The organism is Patiriisocius sp. Uisw_017 (assembly GCF_047731265.1).
In the GTDB taxonomy this organism is placed as follows: Bacteria; Bacteroidota; Bacteroidia; order Flavobacteriales; family Flavobacteriaceae; genus Patiriisocius.
Genome location: NZ_CP159835.1, coordinates 2,411,099 through 2,428,818 on the forward strand (window position 1 = coordinate 2,411,099; position 17,720 = coordinate 2,428,818).

General features: G+C 37.9%; 13 protein-coding genes. 12 read left to right on the forward strand and 1 reads right to left on the reverse strand.

The features are described from left to right. Window positions 1-403 precede the first annotated feature (403 nt). Window positions 404-700 carry a Bor family protein gene (locus tag ABXT67_RS11040; RefSeq protein WP_415374049.1) on the reverse strand — a complete coding sequence of 99 codons (297 nt, stop codon included), beginning with the start codon at window positions 698-700 and terminating at the stop codon, window positions 404-406. 344 nt (window positions 701-1,044) lie between these two features. On the opposite strand from ABXT67_RS11040, the gene ABXT67_RS11045 reads away from it, so the two are divergent. The 12 genes from ABXT67_RS11045 to ABXT67_RS11100 all read left to right on the forward strand — a co-directional run bounded on the left by ABXT67_RS11045 (window position 1,045) and on the right by ABXT67_RS11100 (window position 17,516). Further along, window positions 1,045-1,671 (forward strand): MarC family NAAT transporter, encoded by a 627-nt coding sequence (locus tag ABXT67_RS11045; RefSeq protein ID WP_415374050.1) that lies wholly within the window; start codon window positions 1,045-1,047, stop codon window positions 1,669-1,671. Between the two features lie 347 nt (window positions 1,672-2,018). After that, a complete protein-coding gene (locus ABXT67_RS11050) occupies window positions 2,019-2,882 on the forward strand; it encodes a DUF1566 domain-containing protein (RefSeq protein WP_415374051.1) in 864 nt (287 codons plus the stop codon). A gap of 327 nt (window positions 2,883-3,209) precedes the next feature. Beyond that, window positions 3,210-4,181, forward strand: coding sequence for a hypothetical protein (locus tag ABXT67_RS11055; RefSeq protein WP_415374052.1), 972 nt, complete (start codon window positions 3,210-3,212; stop codon window positions 4,179-4,181). A gap of 319 nt (window positions 4,182-4,500) precedes the next feature. Further along, window positions 4,501-5,460: a DUF1566 domain-containing protein gene (locus ABXT67_RS11060; RefSeq protein ID WP_415374053.1), complete on the forward strand. Its 960-nt coding sequence runs from the start codon at window positions 4,501-4,503 to the stop codon at window positions 5,458-5,460. Between the two features lie 328 nt (window positions 5,461-5,788). Continuing rightward, entirely contained in the window at window positions 5,789-7,591 is a 1,803-nt protein-coding gene (locus ABXT67_RS11065; protein WP_415374054.1) for a fibronectin type III domain-containing protein, read from the forward strand. A gap of 326 nt (window positions 7,592-7,917) precedes the next feature. Next, window positions 7,918-8,883: a hypothetical protein gene (locus ABXT67_RS11070; RefSeq protein WP_415374055.1), complete on the forward strand. Its 966-nt coding sequence runs from the start codon at window positions 7,918-7,920 to the stop codon at window positions 8,881-8,883. Window positions 8,884-9,209: 326 nt separating this feature from the next. Beyond that, window positions 9,210-11,012 carry a fibronectin type III domain-containing protein gene (locus ABXT67_RS11075; protein WP_415374056.1) on the forward strand — a complete coding sequence of 601 codons (1,803 nt, stop codon included), beginning with the start codon at window positions 9,210-9,212 and terminating at the stop codon, window positions 11,010-11,012. A gap of 326 nt (window positions 11,013-11,338) precedes the next feature. After that, a complete protein-coding gene (locus tag ABXT67_RS11080) occupies window positions 11,339-12,316 on the forward strand; it encodes a hypothetical protein (RefSeq protein ID WP_415374057.1) in 978 nt (325 codons plus the stop codon). Between the two features lie 311 nt (window positions 12,317-12,627). Next, complete coding sequence (locus ABXT67_RS11085; RefSeq protein ID WP_415374058.1) at window positions 12,628-13,578, forward strand: DUF1566 domain-containing protein; 951 nt, start codon at window positions 12,628-12,630, stop codon at window positions 13,576-13,578. A gap of 327 nt (window positions 13,579-13,905) precedes the next feature. Beyond that, window positions 13,906-14,871: a hypothetical protein gene (locus ABXT67_RS11090; protein WP_415374059.1), complete on the forward strand. Its 966-nt coding sequence runs from the start codon at window positions 13,906-13,908 to the stop codon at window positions 14,869-14,871. Between the two features lie 343 nt (window positions 14,872-15,214). Further along, entirely contained in the window at window positions 15,215-16,189 is a 975-nt protein-coding gene (locus tag ABXT67_RS11095) for a hypothetical protein (RefSeq protein WP_415374060.1), read from the forward strand. Between the two features lie 343 nt (window positions 16,190-16,532). After that, a complete protein-coding gene (locus ABXT67_RS11100) occupies window positions 16,533-17,516 on the forward strand; it encodes a DUF1566 domain-containing protein (RefSeq protein ID WP_415374061.1) in 984 nt (327 codons plus the stop codon). Window positions 17,517-17,720: the final 204 nt, after the last annotated feature.

Below are 17,720 nucleotides of genomic sequence, written 5' to 3' on the forward strand. Positions count from 1 at the left end.
ACAACGTTTAGTAGAAGCTTTGTTGCTTTATTTTAGCAGTGAAATTTATAAATAATTACGAAGAACGAAAGTCCGAGAGGACTTTCAAAAGTAAACAAAAACTAGCAATAAAGTTTATACGGTGTTGTAAACGGGGTGTTATTCAGTTACTTTCTTTTTCAGAATGCTCTTTTTTGTTAAAAGAACTAAAGCTAAAAAAATTCCAAAAAGTATAATTTTCCCAACTAAATATCCAAATCCGTATTCATTCAATCTATCTAAATCGTTGATTAATATTCTAAATATATTAATCATTAAAATTAAGCAGAAAATAGATGATATGTAAAATAATATTTTTTTCATTTTCAGATTATTCAAAAAGTAAGGTAATTCAAGAATTACCTTACTTTTTTTAATTTACTAATTATTTAGTTACTGTAGTAGTAGATGGAGTGTAAATTCCAAATGTTAAAGAAGCTACTAATCCGTTTACAAATGTCTGTCTTGTGTGAACTGTGTAATCTTTCGCACCATCTGCCATTTGTTTTGAATCAGAAACTCCAACAGGAGCTAAACCTAAAACGACATAATGGTTCCATTTTGATGTTTGAGAATTCCCTTGAGCTCCTTCTCCGACAACACTTGTGTAAGAATAACAAGAAGTTAATAACATTGATGAAGCAAATAAGATTGCCATCATTTTCATTGATTTTTTAATCATAGTCTTTAATTTTAATTAAACATTTATTTATAATACTCACTGTTGAGTTCTTTTGGTATTGTTTACAACGACCAAGCTATAGTTAGTGTTGGATTTAAAAGTACTAAACTTTCGATTAAGGAATTAGCCAAATTTATAATTTTTTTCTTTAATAATATACCTTCAAAATTTTAAATTTTGCGGGATTTGTAAAATGCACTGAACTTTGGTTTAAGCACTAAAACCCTTATTATTTTTTCACTTTGTTAGACAATGTTATTTATTTTCACTCAGTTTTTTAATATAAACTTTACATAGATTTAATTTAAAAAAAGTCAAAAACATTGATCTTTGCGATAAAAAAAATGGAATTATTTATACTGATTTTTGCAGCATTATTCTCTGTTATGAATCCTTTGGGCACAGTACCTGTATTTGTTGGTTTAACAGAAGATAAAAATAGGTTGGAGCGAAATAAAATAGCATTTTGGACATCTTTAAATGTATTAATAATATTACTTATCTCATTTTTTGCTGGAAAGTACATCTTATTATTCTTTGGAATTACATTGAATTCGCTAAAAATTGCAGGAGGACTAATTATTGTTTCATCAGGTTTTGCTTTGTTGATGGGAGATTTTAACAAGCACAAAGGGATAAAAAAAGAGAAAGTAAAAATAGATATCGAAACTCGATCTGATATTTCATTAACTCCTTTAGCAATGCCTATGATAGCTGGCCCAGGAACAATGTCATTATTAATAACTTATAATCAGGAGCTTGAAGGGTTAAATAGTAAGTTAATTATAAGTGGAGCAATTGTATTATCTACAATATGTATATATTTAATATTGAAAAGTTCATTTTATATTGTCAAAATACTTGGAGCTTCTGGAATAAATGCATTATCAAGAATTATTGGTTTCATTGTTATTGCAATTGGTGTAGAATTTATTATTTCAGCAGTTGTTAGTGTTTTTAATATTGCCTAACGGTTTTCTCTAAGATTAGCGGCGCCTGGCGCAGCTTGCATAAGCCCGCTTTTTCGGCGGGGCTGGAAGCGGCTAAACCGACCAACATCTTTCTTTCCTACAAATTAACTGAGCCGCGTGCGAATAAGCAAGGCAAGCGAGTTCGTATTTTTCGGAATTTCAAGTTGCTAATATTTGTTCAAATTACTCACTTATTGATAGGTTAGCGCCATCAATTTTATACGTTGTTACCATTAGTTATATCAAATACAAATTTATGTATCTTTACATTCAACGAATCAAGGCTAGGCTTTCTTTCTCTCTTACTCTTTGAGTTGATTTTAGACGAATCTTAAAAAAATCAACTCATGAAAAGATTTACTTTTGCACTACTATTACTATGTAGCATGACCACCTTTGCTCAACAAGGTATTAATTACAAAGCCTTAATTAAAGACGGATCTGGAGTTATAGTTTCCAGTACCGCTATCGATGTTACCTTTACTATATTAGATGGAGCGTCCAATGTGTATGAAGAAACCCATGCACCTACTACAGATGCCAATGGGATTGTAATACTAAACATAGGTGAAGGAACACCTGTAACAGGAGACTTCTCTACAATTGATTGGAGCAGTAATAGTCACTTTTTAAAGGTACAAATAGATACAGGGGGCGGTCTGCAAGATATGGGTGCCACAGCTTTTAAAACGGTTCCTTATGCATTGCATGCTAAAACAGCAGAAAGTGTGACATCTACTTGCGGGCTTTCAATAGGTGACACCTACCAAGGCGGTATTATTTTTTATTTAGATGGATCGGGTTGTCATGGGTTGGTTGCCAAAGCATCTGATGAGACAGGCTTTTACGAATGGTCACCTATAAATTTTGATACATGGGCTTTTGCAAATGGAATTTTTGGAGGTGCTCAAAACACAAAAAAAAGTATTGCGAGAGCTTCAGATAACAGTTCTTTATGTCCTGCAGCGGATCAATGTGAAGGGCTATCTGATGGGGGATTTACAGATTGGTATTTACCATCAAAAGATGAATTAGACATGATGTATGTAAACCTCCGTCTTCAAGGCCTTGGCGGTTTTTCTGGTGGTTTCTACTGGAGTTCTACGGAGTTCAATAACGATTTCGCGTGGAGACAGAATTTCGGCAATGGTCTTCAGGACTACTTCATTAAGTTCAACGCATACGACGTGCGTGCGGTTCGGGCTTTTTAGTTATTTATCAATTTAATTATTTAATTGAATACCGCGTAAGCGGTCGATTTAAAAAAATTTTAAAACCAATGGTAACGTTAAATTGACTATTGGTTTTTTTGTTTCTTATTATTATCTTTTAATTTTAGAATAAGCTACTTTTCCAATTCTAAGAATCTAAATCGTTTAAAATCCCTCTCAATTTGAGAGGGATTTTAGGTCTATAAACCTTAAGATTTGGTGGTTTAAACAGGTATAAAATACCGTATGTCTAAAAGAATTTTAGTATGTTTAATTTCGCACTATTTTTATAGTGTATGACTAATCTAAATCTTAAAAACTCAATTCATGAAAAGAATCACACTAGCATTATTACTATTCGTTACAGTAGGCATGGTTGCTCAACAAGGTATTAATTACAAAGCCTTAATTAAAGACGGATCTGGAGTTATAGTTTCCAGTACCGCAATCGATGTTACCTTTACTATATTAGATGGAGCGTCCAATGTGTATGAAGAAACCCATGCACCTACCACAGATGCCAATGGGATTGTAATACTAAACATAGGAGAAGGAGCGCCTGTAACAGGAGACTTCTCTACAATTGATTGGAGCAGTAATAATCACTTTTTAAAGGTACAAATAGATACAGGGAGCGGTCTGCAAGACATCGGTACCACAGCTTTTAAAACGGTGCCTTATGCGATGCATGCTACCACAGCAACAACAGCAACAACAGCTAACACTTTACCCGGCGGCATAGACCAAGGATATATAGTAGCTTTAGAAGCTAGAATATTAGCTTTAGAGCAGTCGCAGCCAATAGGAGCAACAGTAGGAGATTTGCGAGATGGTGGTGTTGTGTTCTGGGTAGATCCTGCAGATAATACCCACGGTTTGGTATGTGCTCTTTCAGATTATGCAACCGAGTTAGAATGGGGTTGTTTAGGTTTAGATTTACCAAACGTTCCAAATGTTCCTAATACTCCTACTGCTTCTGGTTCTGGTGCAGAAGTAGGACATGGTGAGAGTAATACTAATAGTATATTAGCTGATTGCCCTAGTGCACCAGCAGCCTTAGCGGCCCGTTCCTACGGCCCTGAATGGTTTTTGCCAAGTGTAAACGAGTTGAATGAGATGCAGATAAATAAAACAACTTTAGAGGCAGTTGTTGGGTTTATTGCATTTGGTAATAATCCCTACTGGAGTTCTACGGAGCACGATATCATTAGCGCGTGGTACTATATTTTTGGCAGTGGTTATTGGGTCGGCTCCAAGGACAACAGCGTAACCAATGTGCGTGCTGTTCGGGCTTTTTAACAATTTAATTATTTAATTGAATGCCGCGTAAGCGGTCGGTTTAAAAAAATTTTAAAACCAATGGTAACGTAAAATTGACTATTGGTTTTTTTGTTTCTTATTATTATCTCTTAATTTTAGAATAAGCTACTTTTCCAATTCTAAGAATCTAAATCGTTTAAAATCCCTCTCAATTTGAGAGGGATTTTAGGTCTATAAACCTTAAGATTTTGTAGTTTAAACAGGTATAAAATACCGTATGTCTAAAAGAATTTTAGTATGTTTAATTTCGCACTATTTTTATAGTGTATAACTAATCTATATCTTAAAAACTCAATTCATGAAAAGAATCACACTAGCATTATTACTATTCGTTACAGTAGGCATGGTTGCTCAACAAGGTATTAATTACAAAGCCTTAATTAAAGACGGATCTGGAGTTATAGTTTCCAGTACCGCTATCGATGTTACCTTTACTATATTAGATGGAGCGTCCAATGTGTATGAAGAAACCCATGCACCTACTACAGATGCCAATGGGATTGTAATACTAAACATAGGTGAAGGAACACCTGTAACAGGAGACTTCTCTACAATTGATTGGAGCAGTAATAGTCACTTTTTAAAGGTACAAATAGATACAGGGGGCGGTCTGCAAGATATGGGTACCACAGCTTTTAAAACGGTGCCTTATGCGATGCATGCTACCACAGCAACAACAGCAACAACAGCAACCACATTACCCGGCGGCATAGACCAAGGGTATATAGCAGCTTTAGAAGCCAGAATAGTAGCTTTAGAACCACAACCAGCAATAGGAGATATTAGGGAAGGCGGTGTCGTATTTTGGGTAGATGGCAACGGTGGCGGCTTGGTATGTGCTATGTCAGATTATGTAACAACGGTAGAATGGGGTTGTTATGGTACAGATTTAATAAACGTTCCAAATGTCCCTTATAATGGAGGTATTCCTGTGGGGCTTGGTGCAGAAATAGGAGACGGTGAGGATAATACTTCTGGTATATTAGTTGATTGTCCTAGTGCACCAGCAGCCTTAGCGGCCCGTTCCTACGGCCCTGATTGGTTTTTACCCAGTATCAATGAGTTAAACGAAATATATATAAATAGAGCGACTTTACAGGCTGTCGCTGGGTTTAATGTACTTAGTATTAATGATTACTACTGGAGTTCTACGGAGGACGTTACCTTTAAGGCGTGGTTTCAGAATTTCTTCAATGGTTTTCAGGGCCCCAACGGTAAGTACTACCCATACCTCGTGCGTGCGGTTCGGGCTTTTTAACAATTTAATTATTTAATTGAATGCCGCGTAAGCGGTCGGTTTAAAAAAATTTTAAAACCAATGGTAACATAAAATTGACTATTGGTTTTTTTGTTTCTTATTATTATTATTATTATCTTTTAATTTTAGAATAAGCTACTTTTCCAATTCTAAGAATCTAAATCGTTTAAAATCCCTCTCAAATTGAGAGGGATTTTAGGTCTATAAACCTTAAGATTTGGTGGTTTAAACAGCTATAAAATACCGTATGTCTAAAAGAATTTTAGTATGTTTAATTTCGCACTATTTTTATAGTGTACAACTAGTCTAAATCTTAAAAACTCAATTCATGAAAAGAATCACACTAGCATTATTACTATTCGTTACAGTAAGCATGGTTGCCCAAGACGGCATCAACTACAAAGCTGTAATTAAAGACGGATCTGGGGTTATAGTTTCCAGTACCGCTATCGATGTTACCTTTATTATATTAGATGGAGCGTCCAATGTGTATGAAGAAACCCATGCACCTACTACAGATGCCAATGGGATTGTAATACTAAACATAGGAGAAGGAGCGCCTGTAACAGGAGACTTCTCTACAATTGATTGGAGCAGTAATAATCACTTTTTAAAGGTACAAATAGATACAGGGAGCGGTATGCAAGATATTGCTACCACAGCTTTTAAAACGGTTCCTTATGCGATGCATGCTACCACAACAACAACAGCAACCACAGCTACCACATTACCCGGCGGCATAGACCAAGGGTATATAGCAGCTTTAGAAGCCAGAATATCAGCTTTAGAACCACCACCATCCACGGTTCCAGATGCTCCAACAATAGGAACCGTCGTTGCAGGAGATGAATTGGCAAGTGTTCCATTTACGGCACCATTAAATGATGGCGGTTCTGCAATAACAGGATATACCGCAACTTCCTCACCAGGTGGCCTCACTGGCACATTAAGTCAGGTGGGCAGTGGAAGCATAGCGGTATCAGGCTTAAGTAATGGAACCGCTTATACATTTAGCGTTACTGCTACCAATGCCATTGGTACGAGTAATTCAAGTGCTACGTCAAATTCAGTAACACCATCCACAGTTCCTGATGCTCCAACAATAGGAACCGCAGTTGCAGGAAATGGAGCGGCAAGTGTTCCATTTACCGCTCCATTAGGTGATGGCGGTTCTGCAATAACAGGATATACCGCGACTTCCTCACCAGTAGGTTTTACTGGAACTTTACCTCAGGCAGGAAGTGGCACCATAACGGTGTCGGGCTTAACAAATGGAACAACGTATACATTTAGTGTTACTGCTACCAATGCAATAGGAACCAGTAATCCAAGTGCTGCGTCAAATTCAGTAACACCACTCACGGTTCCCGATGCTCCAATAATAGGAACCGCAGTTGCAGGAAATGGAGCGGCAAGTGTTCCATTTACGGCACCTTTAAATGATGGAGGCTCCCCAATAACAGGATATACCGCAACTTCCTCACCAGGTGGCCTCACTGGCACATTAAGTCAGGCGGGCAGTGGAACCATAGCGGTATCAGGCTTAAGTAATGGAACCGCTTATACATTTAGTGTTACTGCTACCAATGCCATTGGTACGAGTAATTCAAGTGCTACGTCAAATTCAGTAACACCATTAGCCGGGCCAGCGGTAATAGGAGATATTAGGGAAGGTGGTGTTGTGTTCTGGGTAGACCCGGCAGATAATACCCGCGGATTGGTATGTGCTATGTCAGATTCAGTACTAGTAGAATGGGGTTGTAATGGTACAGATTTACCAAACGTTCCAAATGTCATTAGTTCTCCTCCTACGGGTCCTGGTGCAGAAATAGGAGATGGTATGAGTAATACGAACGCGATATTAAATGATTGCCCTACAGCACCTACAGCCTTAGCTGCTCGTTCATTAGGTGCTGAATGGTTTTTGCCAAGTGTAAACGAGTTGAAAGAGATGTATTTAAATAAAACAACTTTAGGGGCAGTCGCTGGGTTTAGTGCATTTAATAGTTTCTACTGGAGTTCTACGGAGGACGGTAACGGTCTCGCGTGGTTTCAGAATTTCTCCAGTGGTGGTCAGTACGTCACCACTAAGGACGGCGCAACCAATGTTCGTGCTGTTCGGGCTTTTTAGTTATTTAACAATTTATCAATTTAATTAATACCGCCTCTGGCGGTCGATTTAAAAAATTTTAAAACCAATGGTAACGTAAAATTGACTATTGGTTTTTTTGTTTCTTATTATTATCTTTTAATTTTAGAATAAGCTACTTTTCCAATTCTAAGAATCTAAATCGTTTAAAATCCCTCTCAAATTGAGAGGGATTTTAGGTCTATAAACCTTAAGATTTGGTGGTTTAAACAGCTATAAAATACCGTATGTCTAAAAGAATTTTAGTATGTTTAATTTCGCACTATTTTTGTAGTGTATGACTAATCTAAATCTTAAAAACTCAATTCATGAAAAGAATCACCCTCGCATTATTACTATTATTTACAGTAAGCATGGTTGCTCAACAAGGTATTAATTACAAAGCCTTAATTAAAGACGGATCTGGAGTTATAGTTTCCAGTACCGCTATCGATGTTACCTTTATTATATTAGATGGAGCGTCCAATGTGTATGAAGAAACCCATGCACCTACTACAGATGCCAATGGGATTGTAATACTAAACATAGGAGAAGGAGCGCCTGTAACAGGAGACTTCTCTACAATTGATTGGAGCAGTAATAATCACTTTTTAAAGGTACAAATAGATACAGGGAGCGGTATGCAAGATATTGCTACCACAGCTTTTAAAACGGTTCCTTATGCGATGCATGCTACCACAACAACCACAGCAACAACAGCTACCACATTACCCGGCGGCATAGACCAAGGGTATATAGCAGCTTTAGAAGCCAGAATAGCAGCTTTAGAACCACCACCACCACCAAGCGTAGGAGATTTGCGAGATGGTGGTGTTGTGTTCTGGGTAGATCCTGCAGATAACACACACGGCTTGGTCTGTGCTTTGTCAGATTCTTCAGGTGGTACACAATGGGGTTGTGCTGGTACAGATTTAATAAACGTACCAAATGTTGCTTGGAATGGTGGTAATCCTGTGGGTCCTGGTGCAGAAATAGGAGACGGAGAGAGTAATACTAATAGTATATTAGTTGATTGCCCTAGTGCACCTGCAGCCTTAGCGGCTCGTTTATTAGGTCCTGAATGGTTTTTACCAAGTGCCAAGGAGTTAGACCAAATGGATATAAATAAAACAACTTTAGAGGCAGTCGCTGGGTTTAGTGCATTTAGTATTTACTACTGGAGTTCTACGGAGGGCGATAACGTTTTCGCGTGGGGACTAAATTTCAACTTTGGTAGTCAGAACTATAGCGATACAAACAACATTTTCAATGTGCGTGCTGTTCGGGCTTTTTAGTTATTTATGAATTTAATTATTTAATTGAATACCGCGTAAGCGGTCGGTTTAAAAAATTTTAAAACCAATGGTAACGTAAAATTGACTATTGGTTTTTTTGTTTCTTATTATTATCTTTTAATTTTAGAATAAGCTACTTTTCTAATTCTAAGAATCTAAATCGTTTAAAATCCCTCTCAAATTGAGAGGGATTTTAGGTCTATAAACCTTAAGATTTTGTCGTTTAAACAGGTATAAAATACCGTATGTCTAAAAGAATTTTAGTGTGTTTAATTTCGCATTATTTTTATAGTGTATAACTAATCTAAATCTTAAAAACTCAATTCATGAAAAGAATCACCCTCGCATTATTACTATTATTTACAGTAAGCATGGTTGCTCAACAAGGTATTAATTACAAAGCCTTAATTAAAGACGGATCTGGGGTTATAGTTTCCAGTACCGCTATCGATGTTACCTTTATTATATTAGATGGAGCGTCCAATGTGTATGAAGAAACCCATGCACCTACTACAGATGCCAATGGGATTGTAATACTAAACATAGGAGAAGGAGCGCCTGTAACAGGAGACTTCTCTACAATTGATTGGAGCAGTAATAATCACTTTTTAAAGGTACAAATAGATACAGGGAGCGGTATGCAAGATATTGCTACCACAGCTTTTAAAACGGTTCCTTATGCGATGCATGCTACCACAACAACAACAGCAACCACAGCTACCACATTACCCGGCGGCATAGACCAAGGGTATATAGCAGCTTTAGAAGCCAGAATATCAGCTTTAGAACCACCACCATCCACGGTTCCAGATGCTCCAACAATAGGAACCGTCGTTGCAGGAGATGAATTGGCAAGTGTTCCATTTACGGCACCATTAAATGATGGCGGTTCTGCAATAACAGGATATACCGCAACTTCCTCACCAGGTGGCCTCACTGGCACATTAAGTCAGGTGGGCAGTGGAAGCATAGCGGTATCAGGCTTAAGTAATGGAACCGCTTATACATTTAGCGTTACTGCTACCAATGCCATTGGTACGAGTAATTCAAGTGCTACGTCAAATTCAGTAACACCATCCACAGTTCCTGATGCTCCAACAATAGGAACCGCAGTTGCAGGAAATGGAGCGGCAAGTGTTCCATTTACCGCTCCATTAGGTGATGGCGGTTCTGCAATAACAGGATATACCGCGACTTCCTCACCAGTAGGTTTTACTGGAACTTTACCTCAGGCAGGAAGTGGCACCATAACGGTGTCGGGCTTAACAAATGGAACAACGTATACATTTAGTGTTACTGCTACCAATGCAATAGGAACCAGTAATCCAAGTGCTGCGTCAAATTCAGTAACACCACTCACGGTTCCCGATGCTCCAATAATAGGAACCGCAGTTGCAGGAAATGGAGCGGCAAGTGTTCCATTTACGGCACCTTTAAATGATGGAGGCTCCCCAATAACAGGATATACCGCAACTTCCTCACCAGGTGGCCTCACTGGCACATTAAGTCAGGCGGGCAGTGGAACCATAGCGGTATCAGGCTTAAGTAATGGAACCGCTTATACATTTAGTGTTACTGCTACCAATGCCATTGGTACGAGTAATTCAAGTGCTACGTCAAATTCAGTAACACCATTAGCCGGGCCAGCGGCAATAGGAGATCTTAGGGAAGGTGGTGTTGTGTTCTGGGTAGACCCGGCAGATAATACCCACGGTTTGGTATGTGCTATGTCAGATTCAGTACTAGTAGAATGGGGTTGTGCTGGTATAGATTTACCAAACGTTCCAAATGACACGAGTTTTCCTCCTACTGGTCTTGGTGCAAAAATAGGAGATGGTATAAACAATACTAACAATATATTAAGTAATTGCTCTACAGCACCTGCAGCCTTAGCGGCTCGTTTATTAGGTCCTGAATGGTTTTTGCCAAGTGTAAACGAGTTGAAAGAGATGTATTTAAATAAAACAACTTTAGGGGCAGTCGCTGGGTTTAGTGCATTTAATAGTTTCTACTGGAGTTCTACGGAGGTCAGTGCCAATTTCGCTTGGAGACAGGCTTTCTTTAATGATTATCAGAACACTAGCTATAAGACCGACTCATTCCCCGTGCGTGCGGTTCGGGCTTTTTAGTTATTTATGAATTTAATTATTTAATTGAATACCGCGTAAGCGGTCGGTTTAAAAAATTTTAAAACCAATGGTAACGTAAAATTGACTATTGGTTTTTTTGTTTCTTATTATTATCTCTTAATTTTAGAATAAGCTACTTTTCCAATTCTAAGAATCTAAATCGTTTAAAATCCCTCTCAAATTGAGAGGGATTTTAGGTCTATAAACCTTAAGATTTTGTCGTTTAAACAGCTATAAAATACCGTATGTCTAAAAGAATTTTAGTATGTTTAATTTCGCACTATTTTTATAGTGTATAACTAATCTAAATCTTAAAAACTCAATTCATGAAAAGAATCACACTAGCATTATTACTATTCGTTACAGTAGGCATGGTTGCTCAACAAGGTATTAATTACAAAGCCTTAATTAAAGACGGATCTGGAGTTATAGTTTCCAGTACCGCTATCGATGTTACCTTTACTATATTAGATGGAGCGTCCAATGTGTATGAAGAAACCCATGCACCTACTACAGATGCCAATGGGATTGTAATACTAAACATAGGAGAAGGAGCGCCTGTAACAGGAGACTTCTCTACAATTGATTGGAGCAGTAATAATCACTTTTTAAAGGTACAAATAGATACAGGGAGCGGTCTGCAAGATATTGCTACCACAGCTTTTAAAACGGTTCCTTATGTGATGCATGCTACCACAACAACCACAGCAACAACAGCTTTCACATTACCCGGCGGCATAGACCAAGGGTATATAGCAGCTTTAGAAGCCAGAATAGCAGCTTTAGAGTCACCACCACAACCAGCGGCAATAGGAGATTTAAGAGCAGGCGGTGTTGTATTTTGGTTAGATGGCAACGGTGGCGGCTTGGTATGTGCTATGTCAGATTCTGGTTCTAGGGATTGGGGTTGTGCTGGTACAGATTTACCAAACGTTCCAAATGTCCCTTATGTTCAAATAGATGGTAATAATGGTGGTAATCCTTCTGGTCTTGGTTCAGAAATAGGAGATGGTATAAACAATACGAATGGTATATTAGCTGAATGCGCTACAGCACCTGCAGCCTTAGCGGCTCGTGGATTAAGTCCTGAATGGTTTTTACCAAGTATATATGAGTTAAAAGAAATATATATAAATAAAACAACTTTAGAGGCTGTCTCTGGATTTGCTCCATTTAGTGGTGTCTACTGGAGTTCTACGGAGATCAATACCAGTAACGCGTGGGGACTGTTTTTCCTCAATGGTTTTCAGATCAGCAATGGTAAGGGCTTCCCAAACAGCGTGCGTGCTGTTCGGGCTTTTTAATAATTTAATTATTTAATTGAATACCGCGTAAGCGGTCGGTCTAAAAAAATTTTAAAACCAATGGTAATGTAAAATTGACTATTGGTTTTTTTGTTTCTTATTATTATCTTTTAATTTTAGAATAAGCTACTTTTCCAATTCTAAGAATCTAAATCGTTTAAAATCCCTCTCAAATTGAGAGGGATTTTAGGTCTATAAACCTTAAGATTTTGTCGTTTAAACAGGTATAAAATACCGTATGTCTAAAAGAATTTTAGTATGTTTAATTTCGCACTATTTTTATAGTGTATAACTAATCTAAATTTCAATTCATGAAAAGAATTACCCTCGCATTATTACTATTATTTACAGTAAGCATGGTTGCTCAACAAGGTATTAATTACAAAGCTGTAATTAAAGACGGATCTGGGGTTATAGTTTCCAGTACAGCTATCGATGTTACCTTTATTATATTAGATGGAGCGTCCAATGTGTATGAAGAAACCCATGCACCTACTACAGATGCCAATGGGATTGTAATACTAAACATAGGAGAAGGAGCGCCTGTAACAGGAGACTTCTCTACAATTGATTGGAGCAGTAATAATCACTTTTTAAAGGTACAAATAGATACAGGGAGCGGTCTGCAAGATATTGCTACCACAGCTTTTAAAACGGTTCCTTATGCGATGCATGCTACCACAGCAACCACAGCAACAACAGCAACCACATTACCCGGCGGCATAGACCAAGGGTATATAGCAGCTTTAGAAGCCAGAATAGCAGCTTTAGAACCACAACCAGCAATAGGAGATATTAGGGAAGGCGGTGTTGTATTTTGGTTAGATGGCAACGGTGGCGGCTTGGTATGTGCTATGTCAGATTATGTAACAACGGTAGAATGGGGTTGTTATGGTACAGATTTAATAAACGTTCCAAATGTTACTAGTGGTCCTTCTGGTCCTGGTGCGGAAATAGGAGATGGTATGAGTAATACTAATAGTATATTAGCTGATTGCCCTAGTGCACCAGCAGCCTTAGCGGCCCGTTCCTACGGCCCTGAATGGTTTTTACCAAGTATAAACGAGTTGAAAGAGATGTATTCAAATAAAACAACTTTAGAGGCAGTCGCTGGGTTTAGTGCATTGAATCCAAGTATTCCCTACTGGAGTTCTACGGAGTACGATAACTATAGCGCGTGGTTTCAGTATTTCAACAATGGTTTTCAGTTCGACTACAGTAAGAACCTCCCAGCCAACGTGCGTGCGGTTCGGGCTTTTTAGTTATTTATCAATTTAATTATTTAATTGAATACCGCCTCTGGCGGTCGATTTAAAAAATTTTAAAACCAATGGTAACGTAAAATTGACTATTGGTTTTTTTGTTTCTTATTATTATCTTTTAATTTTAGAATAAGCTACTTTTCCAATTCTAAGAATCTAAATCGTTTAAAATCCCTCTCAAATTGAGAGGGATTTTAGGTCTATAAACCTTAAGATTTTGTAGTTTAAACAGGTATAAAATACCGTATGTCTAAAAGAATTTTAGTATGTTTAATTTCGCACTATTTTTATAGTGTATAACTAATCTATATCTTAAAAACTCAATTCATGAAAAGAATCACACTAGCATTATTACTATTCGTTACAGTAGGCATGGTTGCTCAACAAGGTATTAATTACAAAGCCTTAATTAAAGACGGATCTGGGGTTATAGTTTCCAGTACAGCTATCGATGTTACCTTTATTATATTAGATGGAGCGTCCAATGTGTATGAAGAAACCCATGCACCTACTACAGATGCCAATGGGATTGTAATGCTAAACATAGGAGAAGGAGCGCCTGTAACAGGAGACTTCTCTACAATTGATTGGAGCAGTAATAATCACTTTTTAAAGGTACAAATAGATACAGGGAGCGGTCTGCAAGATATTGCTACCACAGCTTTTAAAACGGTTCCTTATGCGATGCATGCTACCACAGCAACAACAGCAACAACAGCTACCACAGCAGCAACAGCTACCACATTACTCGGCGGCATAGACCAAGGATATATAGCAGCTTTAGAAGCCAGAATAGCAGCTTTAGAGCAGTTAACAGTAGGAGATATTAAGGAAGGCGGTGTTGTATTTTGGTTAGATGGCAACGGTGGCGGCTTGGTATGTGCTATGTCAGATTATGTAACAACGGTAGAATGGGGTTGTTATGGTACAGATTTAATAAACGTTCCAAATGTTACTAGTGGTCCTTCTGGTCCTGGTGCGGAAATAGGAGATGGTATGAGTAATACTAATAGTATATTAGCTGATTGCCCTAGTGCACCAGCAGCCTTAGCGGCCCGTTCCTACGGCCCTGAATGGTTTTTACCAAGTATAAACGAGTTGAAAGAGATGTATTCAAATAAAACAACTTTAGAGGTAGTCGCTGGGTTTAGTGCATTGAATCCAAGTATTCCCTACTGGAGTTCTACGGAGTACAATTTCAATGGCGCGTGGCTTCAGTTTTTCAACGATGGTAATCAGTACGCCAACAGTAAGTACTACCCAAACAACGTGCGTGCGGTTCGGGCTTTTTAGTTATTTATCAATTTAATTATTTAATTGAATACCGCGTAAGCGGTCGATTTAAAAAAATTTTAAAACCAATGGTAACGTAAAATTGACTATTGGTTTTTTTGTTTCTTATTATTATCTTTTAATTTTAGAATAAGCTACTTTTCCAATTCTAAGAATCTAAATCGTTTAAAATCCCTCTCAAATTGAGAGGGATTTTAGGTCTATAAACCTTAAGATTTTGTAGTTTAAACAGGTATAAAATACCGTATGTCTAAAAGAATTTTAGTGTGTTTAATTTCGCACTATTTTTATAGTGTATAACTAATCTATATCTCAAAATCTCAAAATCTCAAAAACTCAATTTATGAAAAGAATCACCCTCGCTTGCTTACTGTTGTTTTGTATTACATCGTTTGCTCAACAAGGTATTAATTACAAAGCCTTAATTAAAGACGGATCTGGAGTTATAGTTTCCAGTACCGCTATCGATGTTACCTTTACTATATTAGATGGAGCGTCCAATGTGTATGAAGAAACCCATGCACCTACTACAGATGCCAATGGGATTGTAATACTAAACATAGGAGAAGGAACGCCTGTAACAGGAGACTTCTCTACAATTGATTGGAGCAGTAATAATCACTTTTTAAAGGTACAAATAGATACAGGGGGCGGTCTGCAAGATATGGGTGCCACAGCTTTTAAAACGGTGCCTTATGCGATGCATGCTACCACTGCAACCACAGCAACAACAGCAACAACAGCTACCACAGCAGCAACAGCTACCACATTACTCGGCGGCATAGACCAAGGATATATAGCAGCTTTAGAAGCCAGAATAGCAGCTTTAGAGCAGTTAACAGTAGGAGATATTAAGGAAGGCGGTGTTGTATTTTGGTTAGATGGCAACGGTGGCGGCTTGGTATGTGCTATGTCAGATTATGTAACAACGGTAGAATGGGGTTGTTATGGTACAGATTTAATAAACGTTCCAAATGTTACTAGTGGTCCTTCTGGTCCTGGTGCGGAAATAGGAGATGGTATGAGTAATACTAATAGTATATTAGCTGATTGCCCTAGTGCACCAGCAGCCTTAGCGGCCCGTTCCTACGGCCCTGAATGGTTTTTACCAAGTATAAACGAGTTGAAAGAGATGTATTCAAATAAAACAACTTTAGAGGTAGTCGCTGGGTTTAGTGCATTGAATCCAAGTATTCCCTACTGGAGTTCTACGGAGGTCGTTTCCAATGTCGCGTGGAGGCAGAATTTCGCCAATGGTGTTCAGAGCAGCAGCTTTAAGTACAACTCGAGCAACGTGCGTGCGGTTCGGGCTTTTTAGTTATTTATCAATTTAATTATTTAATTGAATACCGCGTAAGCGGTCGGTCTAAAAAAATTTTAAAACCAATGGTAACGTAAAATTGACTATTGGTTTTTTTGTTTCTTATTATTATCTTTTAATTTTAGAATAAGCTACTTTTCCAATTCTAAGAATCTAAATCGTTTAAAATCCCTCTCAAATTGAGAGGGATTTTAGGTCTATAAACCTTAAGATTTTGTAGTTTAAACAGGTATAAAATACCGTATGTCTAAAAGAATTTTAGTGTGTTTAATTTCGCACTATTTTTATAGTGTATAACTAATCTATATCTCAAAATCTCAAAATCTCAAAAACTCAATTTATGAAAAGAATCACCCTCGCTTGCTTACTGTTGTTTTGTATTACATCGTTTGCTCAACAAGGTATTAATTACAAAGCCTTAATTAAAGACGGATCTGGAGTTCTAGTTTCCAGTACAGCAATCGATGTTACCTTTACTATATTAGATGGAGCGTCCAATGTGTATGAAGAAACCCATGCACCTACTACAGATGCCAATGGGATTGTAATACTAAACATAGGAGAAGGAACGCCTGTAACAGGAGACTTCTCTACAATTGATTGGAGCAGTAATAATCACTTTTTAAAGGTACAAATAGATACAGGGGGCGGTCTGCAAGATATGGGTGCCACAGCTTTTAAAACGGTTCCTTATGCGATGCATGCTACCACTGCAACCACTGCAACCACAGCAACAACAGCAACAACAGCTACCACAGCAGCAACAGCTACCACATTACTCGGCGGCATAGACCAAGGATATATAGCAGCTTTAGAAGCCAGAATAGCAGCTTTAGAGCAGTTAACAGTAGGAGATATTAAGGAAGGCGGTGTTGTATTTTGGTTAGATGGCAACGGTGGCGGCTTGGTATGTGCTTTTTCAGATTATGCAACCGAGGTAGAATGGGGTTGTAATGGTACAGATTTAATAAACGTTCCAAATGTTACTAGTGGTCCTTCTGGTCCTGGTGCGGAAATAGGAGATGGTATGAGTAATACTAATAGTATATTAGCTGATTGCCCTAGTGCACCAGCAGCCTTAGCGGCCCGTTCCTACGGCCCTGAATGGTTTTTACCAAGTATAAACGAGTTGAAAGAGATGTATTCAAATAAAACAACTTTAGAGGTAGTCGCTGGGTTTAGTGCATTGAATCCAAGTATTCCCTACTGGAGTTCTACGGAGAGCATTAGCAATAACGCGTGGGCTCAGGATTTCAGCTATGGTGATCAGGCCGCCATCAATAAGAGCAACGCTATCATCGTGCGTGCGGTTCGGGCTTTTTAGTTATTTATCAATTTAATTATTTAATTGAATACCGCGTAAGCGGTCGGTTTAAAAAAATTTTAAAACCAATGGTAATGTAAAATTGACTATTGGTTTTTTTGTTTCTTATTATTATCTTTTAATTTTAGAATAAGCTACTTTTCCAATTCTAAGAATCTAAATCGTTTAAAATCCCTCTCAAATTGAGAGGGATTTTAGGTCTAT

Excerpts from the sequence above, each read along its gene's own strand:
- ABXT67_RS11040 (WP_415374049.1), bottom strand. The coding sequence starts at position 700 with ATGATTAAAAAATCAATGAAAATGATGGCAATCTTATTTGCTTCATCA.
- ABXT67_RS11045 (WP_415374050.1), top strand. The coding sequence starts at position 1,045 with ATGGAATTATTTATACTGATTTTTGCAGCATTATTCTCTGTTATGAAT.
- ABXT67_RS11050 (WP_415374051.1), top strand. The coding sequence starts at position 2,019 with ATGAAAAGATTTACTTTTGCACTACTATTACTATGTAGCATGACCACC.
- ABXT67_RS11055 (WP_415374052.1), top strand. The coding sequence starts at position 3,210 with ATGAAAAGAATCACACTAGCATTATTACTATTCGTTACAGTAGGCATG.
- ABXT67_RS11060 (WP_415374053.1), top strand. The coding sequence starts at position 4,501 with ATGAAAAGAATCACACTAGCATTATTACTATTCGTTACAGTAGGCATG.
- ABXT67_RS11065 (WP_415374054.1), top strand. The coding sequence starts at position 5,789 with ATGAAAAGAATCACACTAGCATTATTACTATTCGTTACAGTAAGCATG.
- ABXT67_RS11070 (WP_415374055.1), top strand. The coding sequence starts at position 7,918 with ATGAAAAGAATCACCCTCGCATTATTACTATTATTTACAGTAAGCATG.
- ABXT67_RS11075 (WP_415374056.1), top strand. The coding sequence starts at position 9,210 with ATGAAAAGAATCACCCTCGCATTATTACTATTATTTACAGTAAGCATG.
- ABXT67_RS11080 (WP_415374057.1), top strand. The coding sequence starts at position 11,339 with ATGAAAAGAATCACACTAGCATTATTACTATTCGTTACAGTAGGCATG.
- ABXT67_RS11085 (WP_415374058.1), top strand. The coding sequence starts at position 12,628 with ATGAAAAGAATTACCCTCGCATTATTACTATTATTTACAGTAAGCATG.
- ABXT67_RS11090 (WP_415374059.1), top strand. The coding sequence starts at position 13,906 with ATGAAAAGAATCACACTAGCATTATTACTATTCGTTACAGTAGGCATG.
- ABXT67_RS11095 (WP_415374060.1), top strand. The coding sequence starts at position 15,215 with ATGAAAAGAATCACCCTCGCTTGCTTACTGTTGTTTTGTATTACATCG.
- ABXT67_RS11100 (WP_415374061.1), top strand. The coding sequence starts at position 16,533 with ATGAAAAGAATCACCCTCGCTTGCTTACTGTTGTTTTGTATTACATCG.